The 15658-nt window shown below is 70.3% G+C and carries 12 protein-coding genes and 1 tRNA gene; 7 read left to right on the forward strand and 6 right to left on the reverse strand.

What is annotated here, in order from left to right; translation table 11 throughout:
• Window positions 1–446: 446 nt before the first annotated feature.
• Complete coding sequence (locus FDP22_RS09050; RefSeq protein ID WP_138572038.1) at window positions 447–2402, reverse strand: bifunctional 2',3'-cyclic-nucleotide 2'-phosphodiesterase/3'-nucleotidase; 1956 nt, start codon at window positions 2400–2402, stop codon at window positions 447–449.
• Window positions 2403–2737: 335 nt separating this feature from the next.
• Here FDP22_RS09050 and FDP22_RS09055 point away from each other — a divergent pair, with 335 nt between their 5' ends.
• Window positions 2738–3511, forward strand: coding sequence for an alpha/beta fold hydrolase (locus FDP22_RS09055; protein WP_430225862.1), 774 nt, complete (start codon window positions 2738–2740; stop codon window positions 3509–3511).
• Between the two features lie 389 nt (window positions 3512–3900).
• Here the strand turns inward: FDP22_RS09055 and FDP22_RS09060 are convergent, their stop codons facing one another.
• The 3 genes from FDP22_RS09060 to FDP22_RS09070 all read right to left on the reverse strand — a co-directional run bounded on the left by FDP22_RS09060 (window position 3901) and on the right by FDP22_RS09070 (window position 6917).
• Complete coding sequence (locus FDP22_RS09060; protein ID WP_138572036.1) at window positions 3901–5211, reverse strand: NAD(P)/FAD-dependent oxidoreductase; 1311 nt, start codon at window positions 5209–5211, stop codon at window positions 3901–3903.
• A gap of 148 nt (window positions 5212–5359) precedes the next feature.
• Window positions 5360–6757 (reverse strand): glutamine synthetase family protein, encoded by a 1398-nt coding sequence (locus FDP22_RS09065; protein WP_138572035.1) that lies wholly within the window; start codon window positions 6755–6757, stop codon window positions 5360–5362.
• An 83-nt stretch (window positions 6758–6840) separates the two neighbouring features.
• Window positions 6841–6917, reverse strand: a tRNA-His gene (locus FDP22_RS09070).
• A 120-nt stretch (window positions 6918–7037) separates the two neighbouring features.
• Here FDP22_RS09070 and FDP22_RS09075 point away from each other — a divergent pair.
• The gene (locus FDP22_RS09075) at window positions 7038–7253 is read left to right on the forward strand and encodes a DUF6324 family protein (protein ID WP_138572034.1); all 216 of its coding nucleotides are present in this window, start codon (window positions 7038–7040) and stop codon (window positions 7251–7253) included.
• A 26-nt stretch (window positions 7254–7279) separates the two neighbouring features.
• On the opposite strand, the gene FDP22_RS09080 is transcribed toward FDP22_RS09075, so the two are convergent.
• The gene (locus FDP22_RS09080) at window positions 7280–7741 is read right to left on the reverse strand and encodes an MmcB family DNA repair protein (RefSeq protein ID WP_239031736.1); all 462 of its coding nucleotides are present in this window, start codon (window positions 7739–7741) and stop codon (window positions 7280–7282) included.
• Window positions 7742–8163: 422 nt separating this feature from the next.
• Here FDP22_RS09080 and FDP22_RS09085 point away from each other — a divergent pair, with 422 nt between their 5' ends.
• The 5 genes from FDP22_RS09085 (at window position 8164) to FDP22_RS09105 (ending at window position 13652) form a co-directional block, all read left to right on the forward strand.
• On the forward strand, window positions 8164–8751 hold the full coding sequence (locus FDP22_RS09085; RefSeq protein ID WP_138572033.1) for a 5-formyltetrahydrofolate cyclo-ligase: 588 nt from the start codon (window positions 8164–8166) through the stop codon (window positions 8749–8751).
• Window positions 8752–9028: 277 nt separating this feature from the next.
• Window positions 9029–9844 (forward strand): TIGR00282 family metallophosphoesterase, encoded by an 816-nt coding sequence (locus tag FDP22_RS09090; protein ID WP_138572032.1) that lies wholly within the window; start codon window positions 9029–9031, stop codon window positions 9842–9844.
• The gene (locus tag FDP22_RS09095; RefSeq protein ID WP_138572031.1) at window positions 9841–10728 is read left to right on the forward strand and encodes a DMT family transporter; all 888 of its coding nucleotides are present in this window, start codon (window positions 9841–9843) and stop codon (window positions 10726–10728) included. Before FDP22_RS09090 ends, FDP22_RS09095 begins: the two co-directional genes overlap by 4 nt.
• A gap of 151 nt (window positions 10729–10879) precedes the next feature.
• Window positions 10880–12667, forward strand: a complete 1788-nt coding sequence (locus FDP22_RS09100) for an SLC13 family permease (RefSeq protein ID WP_346728817.1) — start codon at window positions 10880–10882, stop codon at window positions 12665–12667.
• Between the two features lie 241 nt (window positions 12668–12908).
• A complete protein-coding gene (locus FDP22_RS09105) occupies window positions 12909–13652 on the forward strand; it encodes a YebC/PmpR family DNA-binding transcriptional regulator (protein ID WP_138572030.1) in 744 nt (247 codons plus the stop codon).
• Window positions 13653–13885: 233 nt separating this feature from the next.
• Here the strand turns inward: FDP22_RS09105 and FDP22_RS09110 are convergent, their stop codons facing one another.
• Window positions 13886–15655, reverse strand: a complete 1770-nt coding sequence (locus FDP22_RS09110) for a methyl-accepting chemotaxis protein (protein WP_138572029.1) — start codon at window positions 15653–15655, stop codon at window positions 13886–13888.
• Window positions 15656–15658 lie beyond the last annotated feature (3 nt).

Here is a 15658-nt window from a genome sequence, read left to right on the forward strand (position 1 = left end):
CGCGGGGTGGTCTGTCGCGCCACAGGGCGCGGGGCAGTCAGTCGCGCCGCGGATGCGCGCCGTGGCCTCACGCCGGGGCGCTGGGGCAGGCGTCGCGCCGGAGGCGCCGGGTCATGCGGCCGCGCCCGGGGCGCGGGAGATGTGTCGCGCCGGGGAGCGCGGGAAGGCTGGTCGCGCCGGGGGGCGCGCGGAAGGCAGGCCGCGCCCGGGGGCGCGCGAGGGCAGGTCGCGCCGGGAGGGCGGGAGCGCGCCCGCGCCCCGGGGGCGCAAGGCCGGTCCCGCGCCGGAGGGCGCGCAGGCACATGGCACGCCCGCGGGCGCGCATCTGTCCGCGGTCCCTATAGCGAGGGGGATGCGCTCTGGCAAGCGGGGAGGCGGGGGGCGCCCGGCGGGCGGGGTGTGGTCCGGGCGGCGCGGCGGAAGGGTCCGCGCGCCGGCCCGGGGGGTCACAGGGTGATGCGGTAGAGGGCGAAGCCCTCCTGGCCGTCGCCCGCCGCGGCGATGGCGACGCCCTTCACCTCGTCCAGATGCTCCCGGCCCCGCGGCCCGCTCTCGAACAGGACGGTGGCGCCGCCGGCGGGGGCGAAGTGCCAGTTGCCGTCGGCCGCCGGGTTCACCGTGCCCTTCTCCACGATGTAGCGGACAAGCACGTCGCGGTTCGTGTCCGGCCCCACGAAGATCACCGTGGAGCCGTCGCAGCCGGGGAAGTTGCCGCCGCCGCCGGCGCGGTAATTGTTGGTGGCCACCACGAATTTCTGGCTTTCGTCCAGGGGTTTGCCCTCGAACATCAGGTTGATGATCCGATGCGCGCCCGGCGCGGAAAGCTCTCCCTTGGCCGTGTAGCGCGGCGGCTGCGTGAGGTCGATCTCGTAGGTCACCCCGTCGATCACGTCGAAGTTGTAGGAGGGGAAGGCGGGGTTGAGCAGGGCCGCGTCGCGGGCCCCGGCGGGCACTTCGTTGAAGATGCCGGCGGACATCTCCAGCCATTCGCGCACCGTGGCGCCGTCGATCAGCACGGCGCGGATGGTGTTGGGGTAGAGGTAGAGGTCGGAGACGTTCTTGATCGCCACCGGGCCCGGGGCGACGTCGGTGTAATACTCCGGCCCGCCGCGCCCGCCGGCCTTGAACGGCGCGGCGGCGGAGAGGATGGGCAGGCCGGCCCACTCCGTGCCCGCCATCATCTCGGCGACATAGGCGCGCTGGGCCTGATTCACGATCTGGACCGAGGGGTCGTCCGCCACCAGCGCGAAGTAGGAATGCAGCGGCGCGGCTGTCCGGCCCACCGGGCGGCGGACGTATTCCAGCGTCGCCTCGTGCTCGGGGCGGATGGCCTCCAGCACCGCGTCCACGCTCTCGACCAGCGGAACGGTGGTCTTCTCCACCCGCTCGGAGATCGGCCGCGTGCCGGCTTCCGAGGAGAGCACCCGCCAGGCGGAGCCGTCGCGCTCCAGCATCAGGTCGATCAGCCCCATGTGCGAGCCCCAGAAGCCGCCCATCGTCGCCGGCTTGCCCTGCAGCGTGCCGCGCTCCGGGTCCAGCCCGGGCGTGGCGGCGAACTTCGGGCCGGGGAACACCAGGTGGCTGTGGCCGGTCACGATGGCGTCCACCCCCTCCACCCCGGCCACGTGATACGAGGCATTCTCGAGGAACTCGGCCTGCGGCCGCGCGTCGATGCCCGAATGGGACAGGGCGACGACGATGTCCGCCCCCGCCTCGCGCATCTCCGGCACCCAGGCGCGCGCGGCGGCCACGATGTCGCGCGCGGCGAACCGGCCCTCCAGGTGCTTCTGGTCCCACTGCATGATCTGCGGCGGCACGAAGCCGATGAGCCCGATGCGGATCGGGTGGGTGGCGCCCGCGCCGTCGGTGATCTCGCGGTCCAGCAGCACGTAGGGCTTCAGGTGCAGGGCGTCGGCGCGCGGAGCGGCGCCCAGGCTGTCGGCGAAATTGGCGCAGACGATGGGGAAGTTCGCGCCGGCGTTCACCTTGTCGAGGAAGCCGACACCGTAGTTGAACTCATGGTTGCCCAGCGTGCCGCAGTCATAGCCCAGCACGTTCATCGCCTGGATGACCGGGTGAAGGTCTCCCTCCTTCATGCCGCGCTCGTAGGCGATGTAGTCGCCCATCGGGTTGCCCTGCAGGTAGTCGCCGTTGTCCACCAGGATGGAATTGGTCGATTCGGCGCGCACGTCGCGGATGATGGCGGCGGTGCGGGCGAGGCCGTGGGTGTCCGTCGGGCGGTCGGCGTAATAGTCATAGGGGTAGACGTGGACGTGCAGGTCCGTGGTCGAGAGCACGCGCAGATGGGCCTGGTTCGCCGCGGCGCGGGCGGAGTAGGGGTGGAGCGAGATCATCGCGCCACCGGCCGCGGCGCCGAGGAGGAAGGTTCGTCTGGTGAGCATGGCTGGTCCTTCTGGGCATCGGCACGGGGCGACCCGCAGGGCGCGGCATTCGGGCGTTGGTGTGACAGGGCGCATTTCCGTGAACCTGGGGGCGGCGGCGGTGGCGGTGGCGAGCGGGCCACCCGGTTCCGCTTCTCCCGTCACGATGCCGTGAGGCCCCGGGCGGCGCAACGATTTTCACCGGTGAGGGCGGGCCGGGGGGGGGCGGCCGGCCGGCATCCCGCCCGCGCCCGCGCCGCGCGGCCCGCCGGGGTTGAGAAAACCGCCCGGGATGGTAGAGCCATGCGCAGGACAGCCGTCCGGCGTGACCCCGGCAAGGAGACCCCCGCATGACCCTGCTCAACCATGACATCTACCCCGCCGCAGGCGCGGAGGCGGGCCCGCCGCTGGTCATCGCCCACGGTCTCTTCGGCTCGGCGCGCAACTGGCGGGCCATCGCGCGCAAGCTCTCGGCCACGCGGCGGGTGGTGGCCGTCGACATGCGCAACCATGCGGACAGTTTCCATGCGCCGGGCCACAGCTACGACGACATGGCCGGCGACCTGGAGGCGGTGATCGGCGCGGTCTGCGGCGGCACGGCCGACCTGCTGGGCCATTCCATGGGCGGCAAGGCCGCGATGGTGCTGGCGCTGCGCAACGGCGGGATGCTGCGCAAGCTGGTGATCGCGGATATCGCGCCGGTGTCCTACACGCACAGCCATGCGCAATTCATCGCGGCGATGCAGGCGGTGGACCTCTCGACGGTGACGGCGCGGTCGGACGCGGACGCACAGCTTGCCGCGCGCGTGCGCGACCCCTCCATGCGTGCCTTCCTGATCCAGAGCCTCGCGATCACCCCCGAGGGCGCGCACTGGAAGCTCAACCTCGACGCGCTCGACGCGGTGATGGAGGAGGTGATCGCCTGGCCCGGCGAGACCGGCGTGTTCGACAAGCCGGTGCTGTTCCTCACCGGAGCGCGCTCCGACTACGTGAAGCCGGAGGATCACGCCGCCATCCGCGCCCTGTTCCCGAGCGCCGCGTTCGAGAGCCTGGACGGCGCCGGCCACTGGCTGCACGCCGAGAAGCCGAAGGAATTCATCGCCGCGGTCGACGCGTTCCTGTCCCGCTGAGGCAGGGCGGGGGCGTGCGCGGCCCTCTTCCCGCGTTCGGCGCGGCGCCCGCGCCGCCGCTTTCCCGATCCGAGGCCCGGGGGGCGGGCGACCGGCTCCGCCCGGCGCGCAAGAGGCCCGTTGCCCGGCCCGGCATCACCACCCTTCCGGGGCAGCCGGCGCGGCGCCGGGCGACGTGAACGTGCCGGACCGGAGCCTTCCGGGGCAGCCCTGGGGCCGGGCCGGAGCCTGCGAGGAGTGCGGTGAGCAGGCCGGACCGGAGCCTGCCGGGGCCGCAGGGGGCCTGCCGGTGGCGTGCGGAGATCGGCCCGGAGGCTGCCGGGCCGAGAGGACGGCGGGGCCCGCGCCGGTGTCCTGAAAGGGTTCGCCCAGTGCCGGCCGGGACGGCGTCAGAGCCGGTCGCGCAGCGAGAACCACAGCATGCCGAGGCTCATCAGCGCGTGGCGGAAGCCGGGGCCGCCGGGGAAGGGTTTCGTCGGCAGGCCGGCCATCACGTCGAAGCGCTCGGCCTGCCCGGCCACGGTTTCCGCCCCGATCTGCCCGGCCATCGTGGCCAGCGCCACGCCGGAGCCGGAATAGCCCGACAGCGACAGGATGTTGCCGCCGATGCGCCGGAAGCAGGGCAGGCGCGACCAGGTGATGCCCAGCGTGCCGCCCCAGCCGTGCGTGACCTTCACGTGCGAGAGCTGGGGATAGAGGGTGAGCATGCGGCGGAACACGCTCTCCTTGATGTCGTCGGGGAAGCGGTAGCCGTAGCTTTCGCGCCCGCCGAAGATCATCCGCCGGTCTTCGGACAACCGCCAGTAATTCACCACGAACCGGGTGTCGAAGATGGCCACGTCGTCGCGGTTCACCTCCGCCGCCAGGTCCTCGGAGAGCGGCTCGGTGGCGATGACGTAGGAGTTGATCGGCTGGACGCGGGCCGCGGTCTCCGGCTCGAGATCGCCGATGTAGCCGTTGCAGCCCAGGATCAGGTGATCGGCGGTGACCGAGCCGCCGGCGGTGCGCACGGTCACCTTCGGGCCCTGCTCGATGGCGGTCACCTGCGAGCGCTCATGGATCACCGCGCCGGCATTGAGCGCAGCGGTGGCAAGGCCGCGGGCGAAGTTCAGCGGGTGGATATGGCCCGCGGCCATGTCGATCATGCCGGCGGAGAACACGTCGGTGCCCAGCATGTCGGCCACGTCGGCCGGCTCCAGGTAACGCATGGAATGGTAGTCGTACTCCGTGCGCAGCTTCTCGACATAGGCGCGGGAATGCGCGTCGAAGCGGCGGCGGTGGTTCGCCTCCATCACCCCGGGCTTGTAGGCGCAGCCGATGTCGTGGCGGGCGATCAGGTCGCGCACCAGCTGCGCCGCGCCGGTGCCGATGTCGAAGGCGCGGCGGGCGTGCTCGCGCCCGACCATCTGTTCGATCTCGTCCTGCTCGATGCGCTGGCCCGAGCCCACCTGCCCGCCGTTGCGCCCCGAGGCGCCCCAGCCGGCGCGGTGGGCCTCCAGCAGCCGAACGGAGTAGCCCCGCTCCGCGAGATGCAGCGCGGCGGAGAGCCCGGTGAACCCGCCCCCCACCACGCAGACATCGGCGCGCAGGTCGCCCTCCAGCGGCGGCTGATCGGGGAAGGGGCGGGCGCTTTCGGCGTACCAGGAAGGGGCATGCTCGCCCGGGCGATCGTTCCAGTGAAGAAGGTCGGCGCTGCTCATCGGGGGTCTTTCAGGTTCGGTATCGGAGAGGCGGGATCAGACATCGAGCAGCCGGTGCTCGCGCTCAGACGTTGAGCAACAGGTGCTCACGCTCAGACATTGAGCAACAGGTGCTCACACTCAGACATCGAGCAGCAGGTGCTCGCGCTCAGACATTGAGCAGCAGGTGCTCGCGCTCCCAGGGGCTGATCACCCGCATGAACTGGTCATGCTCGGCGCGCTTCACCGCGGCGTAGATGTCCACGAACTCCGGCCCCAGCACCTCGCGCAGGTCCTTCGAGCGGCCGAGCGCCTCCACCCCGTCCAGCAGCGAGTAGGGCAGGTCGCGGGCGCGGGTGTAGCTGTCGGTTTCGAAATCCACCTTCACGCGCGGCTTGATCTGCTGGGTCATGCCCAGATAGCCGCAGGCGAGGCAGGCGGCGAGGGCGAGATAGGGGTTCGCATCCGCCCCCACCACGCGGTTCTCCACCCGGCGGCCGCGCGGGCTGGCCTGGGGACTGCGCAGGCCGGTGGTGCGGTTGTCCTCGCCCCAGTCGAGGTTGATGGGGGCGGACCAGCCAGGCACCAGCCGGCGGTAGGAGTTCACGTAAGGCGCGGCAAGCGCGGCTGCGGCGTGGAAGAACTGCTGCTGGCCGCCCACGAAGAAGCTGTAGAGGTCGGAGGCCTTGCCGTCGGGCAGGGAGAAGACATTGTTGCCGTCCGTGTCCTCCACCGACATGTGGATGTGCATGGCCGAGCCGGGCTGGTCCGAGTAGGGCCGCGCCATGAAGGTGGCGTAGCAGCCGCAGCGCAGCGCCGCCTCGCGGATCAGCCGTTTGAACAGGAACACCTCGTCGGCGAGCTTCATCGGGTGGCCGTGGATGGTGTTGATCTCGAGCTGGGCGGCGCCGGATTCCTGGATGATCGTGTCGATCTGCAGGTTCTGGGCGTCGGCGTAATCGTAGATCAGCTCGATCACCCGCTCGTATTCGTCCACCGCGGAGAGCGAGAAGGCCTGGTTGCCGTTGCTGCGCCGGCCGGAACGGCCCACCGGCGGCTCCAGCGGCAGGTCCGGGTCGGTGTTGGGCTGGGTGAGGTAGAACTCCAGCTCCGGTGCCACCACCGGCACCCAACCCTTGTCGGCGTAGAGCTTGCACACACGGCGCAGCACCTGGCGCGGGGCGACGGGGAAGACGATCCCGTCCCGGTCCTGCACGTCATGGATGATCTGCAGCGAGGCATCGGTGGCCCAGGGCACCGAGCGGGCGGTGGCGAGATCCGGCACCAGGGTGAGATCGCTGTCGGTGTAGAGCGCCGACCCCACCTCCTCGGCGTAATCGCCGTTGATGGTGGAGAAGAACATCGATGTCGGCAGCTTGATGCCGGCTTCCCGGATGAATTTCGCCGCCGGCATCACCTTGCCGCGGGCAATGCCCGCGAGATCGGGGGTGACGCACTCGATCTCCTCGACCCGGTGCTCGCGAATCCAGTCGCGCAGGCCGTCGAAATCGTCAGAAGCAAGATTCGGGGAAACGGAAAGGCTGAGAGAGCCTGATTGGGAATTCATGGACCACCATGCATGGGTTGTTTCGAAAAACCGTAACAGCCGCAATGCACGGGGGAAAGGGGGCGCGCCGGGAAAGGAGGGAATGGTACCGACGCCCCGGCTCGAACGGGGGACCCCTAGATCCACAATCTAGTGCTCTAACCTACTGAGCTACGTCGGCACGCGGGGCTCATCTACGGTACGCGGCGGGGGAATGCAACCCCCTGATCCGCACCCGGGCTTGCACCCGTGCCCGCAGCACTCTAGCACGATGCGAGAGCCACGCGAAACGGAGACACACATGGGCATCGACCGCGAAAGCGACACGCAGGCCGGCATCCAGATCGGGCCCACCAGCCTGGGCATGGTGCGCATCTACATCGAGGGCGACGGCATCGACCTGCCGCTCGACTTCGAGCCCGAGGAAGCCGAGGAGATCGCCGAGGAGCTGCGCGCCGCCGCCGAGCGCGCGCGCGCGGCCTCCCGGCCGAAGAAGGGCGGCAAGGGCCGCAAGTAGGCCCCGGCCCGGCGGGCGGCGGCCGCTCAGGCCCCGCCCGTGAGTTCCTGCGGCCAGGGGTCGAGCAGGCGGCGCAGCCGCTCGGCCCCGGTGCGCGCGAAACGGCGGGTGAGCGCGGCGCGCCGCGCGCCCGGCAGCCGGCTTTCCGCGCCCATGCGCAGGATCTCGCCGTCATACGGGTCCGCGATCACGAGGCCGCTGCCCTCGGGCAGGATCTCGGCGGGAAAGCTGCCGTCCACCGCCCAGAAGAACCTGTCACACCAGTCCAGGTAGCCCTGCCACTTGGCGTCGGAGCGGTAATCCGCCAGCCCGGACTTGCATTCGAAAATCCAGATCTCCCCCTTCGGACCGAGCGCGAAGACATCGGCGCGCAGCCCGGGGCCGGGCACGAATTCCGTGACCGGGGCGAAGCCCATCCGCATCAGCATCCGGCAGGCGCCGCGTGCGAGAGCCTGCCCCGGCATCATCTGGGGAAGGGGCTGGTCCATGCGCGCCACAAGAACACATGGGGAACGCGGCTGTCAACGCCCCGGGTGGCGCGAAAAACCCGCGCCCCCCTCTGTAAATCGGCGCGGCGCGGCTCTAGATATCGTCGTGGCGGGTGCTGTCCTTCCCGTGCGGGGACATTTCCTGGTGGCCTATTCATGCTCGAGGGAGCTGGCTCTGTGACTGGCCGTGGCCTATCGCACCTGGCGCCCACCTGGTTATCCAGGCTCTCGAGGATCTGACGCCTTCCACGGTCGCGACGGGCCCGCCACACCCTCCCTTTCCCCTGCCCGGCCGGTCCGGTGTGCGGACCGCAGGCCCCGCGCCGCGGAGGGTCGCGTGCGCCCCGCACGCGGCACGGGCTTTACGGCCCGTGGGCGACCTGCCATGCAGTGGCGGGGGCGCGTCTGCTGGAGAAGACCGGATGAAGATTGCCGAGGTGAAGGCGGAGGCCCGCCGCGAGGGGTTCGCCCAGCGGGCGCAGGCCCATTCCGCCCCCACCGCGGCCTGGGCCGCGACCAGTGCCGCCGACCATCTCCTCTCCCATCTCGACAGCCTGATCGCGGCCGGCGCCCCCGCTCCGGCCATTGCCTCGGGCTACCTGCCGATCCGCACCGAGATCGACCCGCGCCCGGCCATGGAGGCCCTGCTGGGCCGGGGCATCCGGGTGTGCGTGCCGGTGATCGTGGCCAGGGCCGCGCCGCTGGCGTTCCGGGAGTGGAACCCGGGGGCGGCGCTGGTGCCCGGGCCGTTCGGCGCCTCCGTGCCGCGCGGGGGGGCCTGGCTGGAGCCGGACCTCCTGCTGGTGCCGCTGGTCTCCTTCGACGCGGGCCGCGGACGGCTGGGCTACGGCGGCGGCTTCTATGACAGGACGCTGGCGAAACTGCGCGCCCGCGCGCCGCGGCTGGCGGTGGGCATCGCCTATCAGGGCCAGTTCTGCCCCTCCGTGCCGCTGGAACCCACCGACGCCCCGCTCGACGCCGTGGTGACCGAAACCGGCGTGCTCTGCTGACGCGCGCAGGCGGGGCGCGTCACGGGCCGCGGCGGTGGCGCCCCCGGGCCGGAGGCAGGACCGCGGCGCCGCCGGAGGCGGTGCCCGCACCCCGATGACCCCGGGGAGGATGCGCGCAGGGCGGTGACCGCGCAGCGGCGACGGGCAGGCGGCGGCGCGGGGCCGCGCCGGCACGGGCATCCCGACACGGGACCGGCCGCGGCGCGCGGGCGGTGGCTCGGGCCGGGGCGCGAGATGCGTCTTGCCGGGCGGGGGGTCGTGCGGATAGAGCAGAGGCATGCGTATTCTCTTTTTAGGCGACGTCGTGGGCCGCTCCGGACGCACCGCGATCACTCAGAACCTGGCTCGGCTGAAGACCGAATGGCGGATCGACTTCGCCATCGTGAACGGCGAGAACGCGACCTCCGGTCACGGGCTCTCCGCCGCCCATGCCGCGCTCTTGTTCGAGGCCGGGGCCGACTGCGTGACGCTCGGCGACCATGCCTTCGACCAGAAGGACATGCTTACCCACATCGAGCGCGACGAGCGGATCGTGCGCCCGCTCAACATCTCCAGACAGGCTCCGGGCCGCGGCGCGCGCATCTTCGATGTCAGCCGGGGCCGCAAGGTGCTGGTGATGCAGGCGCTGGGGCGGGTGTTCATGAAACAGCCCTACGACGACCCGTTCTCCGCGCTGGAGGCCGAGCTGCGCCGCCACGCGCTGGGCGCCGCGGTCTCGGCCATCGTGGTGGATATCCACGCCGAGGCGACCTCGGAAAAGATGGCCATCGGGCACTGGTGCAACGGGCAGGCCTCGCTGGTGGTGGGCACCCACACCCATGTGCCCACCGCCGACGCGATGATCCTGTCGAAGGGCACCGCCTATCTCTCCGACGCCGGCATGTGCGGCTCCTACGACAGCGTGATCGGCATGGACGCGGGCGAACCGCTGCGCCGCTTCGTGACCGGCATGCCGGGCGGGCGCTTCACCCCGGCGGAAACCCCGGCCACCCTGGCCGGCGTGGTGGTGGAGACCGATGACCGTACCGGCCGGGCCACCGGCGTCTGGGCCGTGCGCTCGGGCGGGCAACTGGCCGAAGCGGCGCCGCGATGACCGCGCCCCGGCTCTCCGCGATCCTCCTGTGCGTGGGCGGGGTCTGGGGCCTGGGGATTCCGTTCAACAAGCTCGCGACGGCCACCGGCTACGACCCGCTGGGAATCGCGGTGTGGCAGCAGGGCTTCGCGCTGCTGATCCTGCTGCCCGTCGCGCTGCTGCGCGGCGCGCCGCTGCCGCTGGGGCGGCGCGAGCTGGGGTTCTGCGCCGGTGTCGGGGTGTTCGGCACGCTGCTGCCCTCAGTGCTCTCGCTCAGCGCGGTGGCGCATCTCCCGGCGGGGGTGGCGGTGATCGCGGTGTCCACGGTGCCGCTCTTCACCCTCATGATCGCCACGGCGCTGCGGCTGGACAGGCCGACGCCGCTGCGCCTTCTGGGGGTGTTCGTGGGGCTGGCGGCCATCGTGCTGCTCGCCTCGCCGGAAGCCCTGCCGGACCCGGCGGCGGCGCCCTACCTGCTGCTCGGCATCGGCGCGGCCGCGGCCTACGCGGTGGAAGGCAACTGGGTGGCGCGGCGCAGCCCGCCGGACATGGCCCCGATCACCATGCTGATCGGGGCGGTGGCCATCTCGCTGATGATCTCGCTGCCGGTGGCCATGGCCTCCGACCGGGCGCTGGACCTCTCCGGCCCCTGGGGAGCGGCGGACTGGGCGCTGGCCGCGGGGGCCTGCATCAACGTGCTGGGCTACGTGGGCTACATCTGGCTCATCGGCGCGGCCGGGCCGGTGTTCTCCGCACAGGTGGGCTACGTGGTCACGGTGGCGGGAGTGCTGTGGAGCATGGTCGTGCTCAGCGAGGGCTATTCCGCCACGGTCTGGGCCGCGATGGGCCTGGTGCTGCTGGGGATCGCCCTCGTCCAGCCCAGGGCCGGGCCCGGCCCGGCCTGAACGCCTTGCCCATCGCCCCCGGGGAAACGGACGCCGCCCCGGGTATCTTGCAGCGGACGGCAGCCCACCGACCGCAAGACCCCGCTGCATAAGCCCTTGCGCGCTGCAGCGCAGCAGACCATCATCTCGCAAAACCGGACCGGAGACCCAATTGACCGAAGTGCCGTTTGCCGAACTCTGGCCCGCGATCCTCTCCCTTGCGGTTGTGGTGGGCATGTTTGCTCTGTTCGTGAGCGAACGCTATCCGACCGAAGTGGTGGCGATCGGCGGTGCCGCCGTGTTGCTTGCCTCCGGCGTCCTCAGCACGAAGGACGCGCTCGATGTGTTCTCGAACGCCGCGCCCTGGACGATCGCGGCCATGTTCATCCTCTCCGGGGCGCTGGTGCGCACCGGGGCGCTGAGTTATTTCACCGGCATGATCTCCAGCCGCGCCGGCAAGAACGCCGGCGGGGTGATCGCCGTGTTCGCGCTGTTCATCCTGGTGGCCTCGGCCTTCATGAACAACACGCCGGTGGTTGTGATGATGATCCCCGTCACCGTGCGGCTGGCCGGGACGCTGGGCCTCGCGCCGTCGAAACTGCTCATCCCGCTGTCCTACACCACCATCCTGGGCGGCATGTGCACGCTGATCGGCACCTCGACCAACCTGCTGGTGGACGGCATCGTGCGCTCGCAGGGGCTGGAGGGCTTCTCGCTGTTCTCGATCACGCCGCTGGCGGTGATCCTGGCCCTGGTGGGCGTGGGCTACATGGCCTTCGCCGCGCCGCGCCTGCTGCCGGACCGGGGCACCGCGGGGGGGTTCCTGAGCGAAAAGAAGAGCCTGAAGTTCTTCACCGAGGTCGCCATTCCCGAGGAAAGCCCCATCGCCGGGCGCAAGGTGTTCGAGGTCGACATCTTCCAGCGCGACGGCATGCGGGTGATCGACGTGCTGCGCGGCGACGATTCCCTGCGCCGCCAGTTCCCCGACGTGGTGCTGGAGGAGGGCGACCGCGTCGTCCTGCGCACCGGGGTGGACGAGCTGCTGGGCCTGAAGAACAGCCGCGCCGTGCACACGGTCGACAAGCTTTCCTCGCGCAAGACCGTGACGGTGGAGGCGCTGATCTCGCCGGGCTGCCGGCTGGTGGGCCGGGCGCTGGGGCGCCTGCGCCTGCGCCGCCGCTACGGTGTCTACCCGCTCGCCGTGCACCGGCGGAACCAGAACATCGGCGGCATCGGCCGCCAGCTTGACGACGTGGTGGTCCGCGTGGGGGATACGCTGCTGCTCGAAGGCGCGCCGGAGGACATCCAGCGGCTGGCGCAGGATGTCGACCTGGTCGACATCTCCCAGCCCACGGAGCGCCCCTACCGCCGTGGCCATGCCCCGATCGTGCTGGCCGTGCTCGGCGCGGTGGTGCTGCTCTCCGCGCTGGAGGTGGTGCCGATCTTCGCCGCCTCGATGATCGGCGTGGCCATCGTGCTGCTGACGCGCTGCATCGACGCGGACGAGGCCTTCGACTTCGTCGAGGGGCGGCTGCTGGCGCTGATCTTCGCCATGCTGGCGGTGGGCGTGTCGCTCGAGACCTCCGGCGCCATCAAGCTGGTGGTCGGGGGAATCGCGCCCACGCTCGATTCCCTGCCGCACTGGGTGCTGGTGGGGGTGGTGTTCATGTTCACCTCGCTGCTCACCGAGATGATCTCCAACAACGCCGTGGCCGTGGTGATGACACCGGTGATGCTCAACCTCTCGCGGGTGCTCGACGTGAACGCGACACCGCTGGTGGTGGCGGTGATGCTCGCTGCATCCTGCTGTTTCGCCACGCCGATCGGCTATCAGACCAACACGCTGGTCTACGGGCCCGGCGGATATCGCTTCACGGATTTCATGCGCATCGGCGTGCCGATGAACCTGATCCTCGGCGTCGTCGCGAGCTTGCTGATTCCGCTGTTCTGGCCGCTCTGACCGCGACCTGCCGGGGGTGCGCCCCTCTCGGGGAGGGGGCAGGCCCCCTCCGCCTCGACGGGCGCGTCGGGACCCTGCGGGCCCTCCGCCCCTGGCCCCGGCGGCCCGCGCTTTCCCCACCGTGGGGGGAGCTGCGCCGGCCCCCGGGGGCCATGACCCGCAAAGCCATGCTTGAACCGGGCTCCGCCTCTCGCATATAAGCGCCGCCAGATATCCGAATTCAGGCGATAAGAGGCATGCAATGGCCGGACATTCCAAATGGGCCAATATCCAGCATCGCAAGGGTCGGCAGGACGCGGCCCGTTCGAAGCTGTTCTCGAAGCTCGCGAAGGAAATCACCGTCGCGGCCAAGATGGGCGACCCGGATCCGGACAAGAACCCGCGCCTCCGGCTTGCGGTGAAGGAAGCGAAATCCAGTTCGGTTCCCAAGGACGTGATCGACCGCGCCATCAAGAAGTCCATGGGTGGCGACGCGGACAGCTATGACGAGATCCGCTACGAAGGCTACGGGCCCGGCGGCGTGGCCGTCATCGTCGAGGCGATGACGGACAACCGCAACCGGACCGCGTCCAACGTGCGCTCCTATTTTGCCAAGCTGGGCGGGAACCTTGCCGAGACGGGCGCGGTGAGTTTCATGTTCGACCGCAAGGGGCAGATCGTCTATCCCGCCGCGGCCGGCGACGAGGACTCGGTGATGGAGGCCGCGATCGAGGCCGGTGCCGAGGACGTGGAGAGCTCCGAGGAAAATCATGTGATCTGGTGTGCGATGGAGGATCTCAACGATGTCTCCACGGCCCTGGAGACTGCGCTGGGCGAGGCCGAGTCCACCCGCTTGGTCTGGAAGCCGCAGACCACCACCGAGCTTGACGCGGACGGTGCGCAGAAGCTGCTGAAACTGCTGGACACTCTCGAGGACGATGACGACGTTCAGAACGTCACGGCGAATGCCGAATTCTCGGACGAGGTCCTCGCAGGCCTCGAGTGAGCGTGACGGCCGTCCGCTTTTGCGGGCGGCCTTCCCGACGGTGGCAGGCGGCGAGCCAGGTGTGTGTGCGAGGGGGCTGCGGCGTACGGGCGGTGGGACTTGCCGGACTGCCCGGTGACGCAAGTGCCTTGCTGCTGGCAGAGTGCGCTGGGCGAGCCGCCTTGGCTGATCTGAGAGCCCCTGGTCTCGGAACCCGCGGGCGCTGTGAGTGACGCCTGCTGCGGGTTCGTTGTTCAGGCCGCCCGCTTTCTTGACTTGCTGCTGTTGTCCGCTCCCTTGAAGAACGCGATGAGTTCGGCGAGGCGTTCCGCGCGGTGCATGGCGTCTTGCGCCGAGGAGGCACTTTTTGATGCCAGGGCGGAATTCTCCTGCGTGATCTGGTCGAGGTGGCTCACGTTCGCAGTGATCTCGTCCACGCCCGCGGATTGCTCCACATTGGCACCGGCGATCTCCGACACCTTGCCGGACAGCGCCGTGACCGACTTCAGGATGGTTTCAAGCACGCCACCGGTCTGGCGGACGAGCATCACGCCGTCGGCCACGTTGGATTCGCCCGCCTGGATCAGGTTCTTGATGTCGCTCGCGGATTCGCTGGAGCGCTGGGCGAGGGTCCGCACCTCGGAGGCGACGACGGCGAAGCCGCGCCCGGCATCGCCGGCCCGGGCCGCCTCGACGGCGGCGTTGAGGGCGAGAAGATTGGTCTGGAAGGCGATCGAATCGATCACCGTGATGATCTCGGCGATGCGGCCGGAACTCACCTCGATGCGCTCGATCGCGGAGACGGTTTCCTTGACCACCTCCCCTGCCTCCTGGACCGATTTCGACGAGGTCGTGGCCAGGGACGCCGCTTCCTTGGCGTTGCTGGCGTTCGAGCGCACGGTGGCCGACATCTCTTCCATGGTCGCGGCGGTTTCCTCCAGGGCGCTGGCCTGCTGCTCGGCGCGGCTGGAGAGGTCCCCGGCATCCGAGACGATGGCTGTCAGGGTGGATTGCATCACGTCGCTGGTTTCGCGGATCATTGCCACCAGCTCGGCCAGGCGGTCTCCGAAGCCGTTCAGGTTGCTCTGAAGCCGTCCGAACTCCCCGGAATAGGTGCCGGTCATCCGGCTGGTCAGGTCGCCGCGCGCCATGCCGTCGATGACCGTGAGCGCCTCGGACAATCCGTGCTCCACCGCGTCGATGAGCTTGTTCACTGCCTCGGCCATCCGCCGCAACTGCCCGTTCTCGATCTTCGCGTTCACGCGCGCGCTGAAGTTGCCGTTCGAGGCGTGGGCGATCACCTGTTCCAGATCGGTCTGAACCCGGCGCTCCTCGGTATCGTCGCGCCACTCCACCAGCGTCCCGGTGCGGTTGCCCTTCGCGTCATGGATGGCATGCACCGCGAGACGCAGGTGGCGCCCGCCGAGGGTGAGCCGGGCGATATGCGTGCCCTTGAGGGCGTTGAGCATGGCGCGTGTCGCTGCCGGCTCCTTGTGAAAGATGTCGATGTTGCACCCCACCAGCTTGTCGAGGCTGAAGGACGGCAGGTCCTTGCGCATCGCGTCCTCGTGCTTGCGGAACATGTCCTGCAGGGAGCCGTTGAGATAGCGGATGGAATAGTCCTTGTCCGCGAGCATGATCATCGTTGTCGCCCGGTCGAGGGCCTTGACCACGTCCTCCGCGCCGCTGGCGCGCTTCAGGCTGGTGTCGAGCGTGCCGAGCAGGAGGTCGGTGTCCGCGGAGCCGGCCGGGAGGCCGAGGCGCGCGGCCAGGGCGTCGGCCAGGCCGCCGTTGCCCCCGCGCGCCGCCACCATGAGGCCCACGGCGGTGACCAGGGAGAGGACGGCGGCGGCGAGGATCAGCGTGCCGACCGTATCGGCCGCGGAAGCCGCGCTGCCCCCGTCCGGCAGGGCGCTGAGCCCGTCCCGCACCCCGCCGAGGCCGTTCAGGGCCAGTCCGCACAGGACCAGAACCAGAACAGAGCCTGCAAGGCTTGTCCCCCGCACCAATTTATTGACCTGCATTCC

The sequence above is a fragment of the Paroceanicella profunda genome, from assembly GCF_005887635.2.
Classification (GTDB): domain Bacteria; phylum Pseudomonadota; class Alphaproteobacteria; order Rhodobacterales; family Rhodobacteraceae; genus Paroceanicella; species Paroceanicella profunda.

Coding starts and splice junctions, on each gene's coding strand:
- FDP22_RS09050 (WP_138572038.1), bottom strand. CDS start 2,402: ATGCTCACCAGACGAACCTTCCTCCTCGGCGCCGCGGCCGGTGGCGCG.
- FDP22_RS09060 (WP_138572036.1), bottom strand. CDS start 5,211: ATGAGCAGCGCCGACCTTCTTCACTGGAACGATCGCCCGGGCGAGCAT.
- FDP22_RS09065 (WP_138572035.1), bottom strand. CDS start 6,757: ATGAATTCCCAATCAGGCTCTCTCAGCCTTTCCGTTTCCCCGAATCTT.
- FDP22_RS09075 (WP_138572034.1), top strand. CDS start 7,038: ATGGGCATCGACCGCGAAAGCGACACGCAGGCCGGCATCCAGATCGGG.
- FDP22_RS09080 (WP_239031736.1), bottom strand. CDS start 7,741: ATGGACCAGCCCCTTCCCCAGATGATGCCGGGGCAGGCTCTCGCACGC.
- FDP22_RS09085 (WP_138572033.1), top strand. CDS start 8,164: ATGAAGATTGCCGAGGTGAAGGCGGAGGCCCGCCGCGAGGGGTTCGCC.
- FDP22_RS09090 (WP_138572032.1), top strand. CDS start 9,029: ATGCGTATTCTCTTTTTAGGCGACGTCGTGGGCCGCTCCGGACGCACC.
- FDP22_RS09095 (WP_138572031.1), top strand. CDS start 9,841: ATGACCGCGCCCCGGCTCTCCGCGATCCTCCTGTGCGTGGGCGGGGTC.
- FDP22_RS09105 (WP_138572030.1), top strand. CDS start 12,909: ATGGCCGGACATTCCAAATGGGCCAATATCCAGCATCGCAAGGGTCGG.
- FDP22_RS09110 (WP_138572029.1), bottom strand. CDS start 15,655: ATGCAGGTCAATAAATTGGTGCGGGGGACAAGCCTTGCAGGCTCTGTT.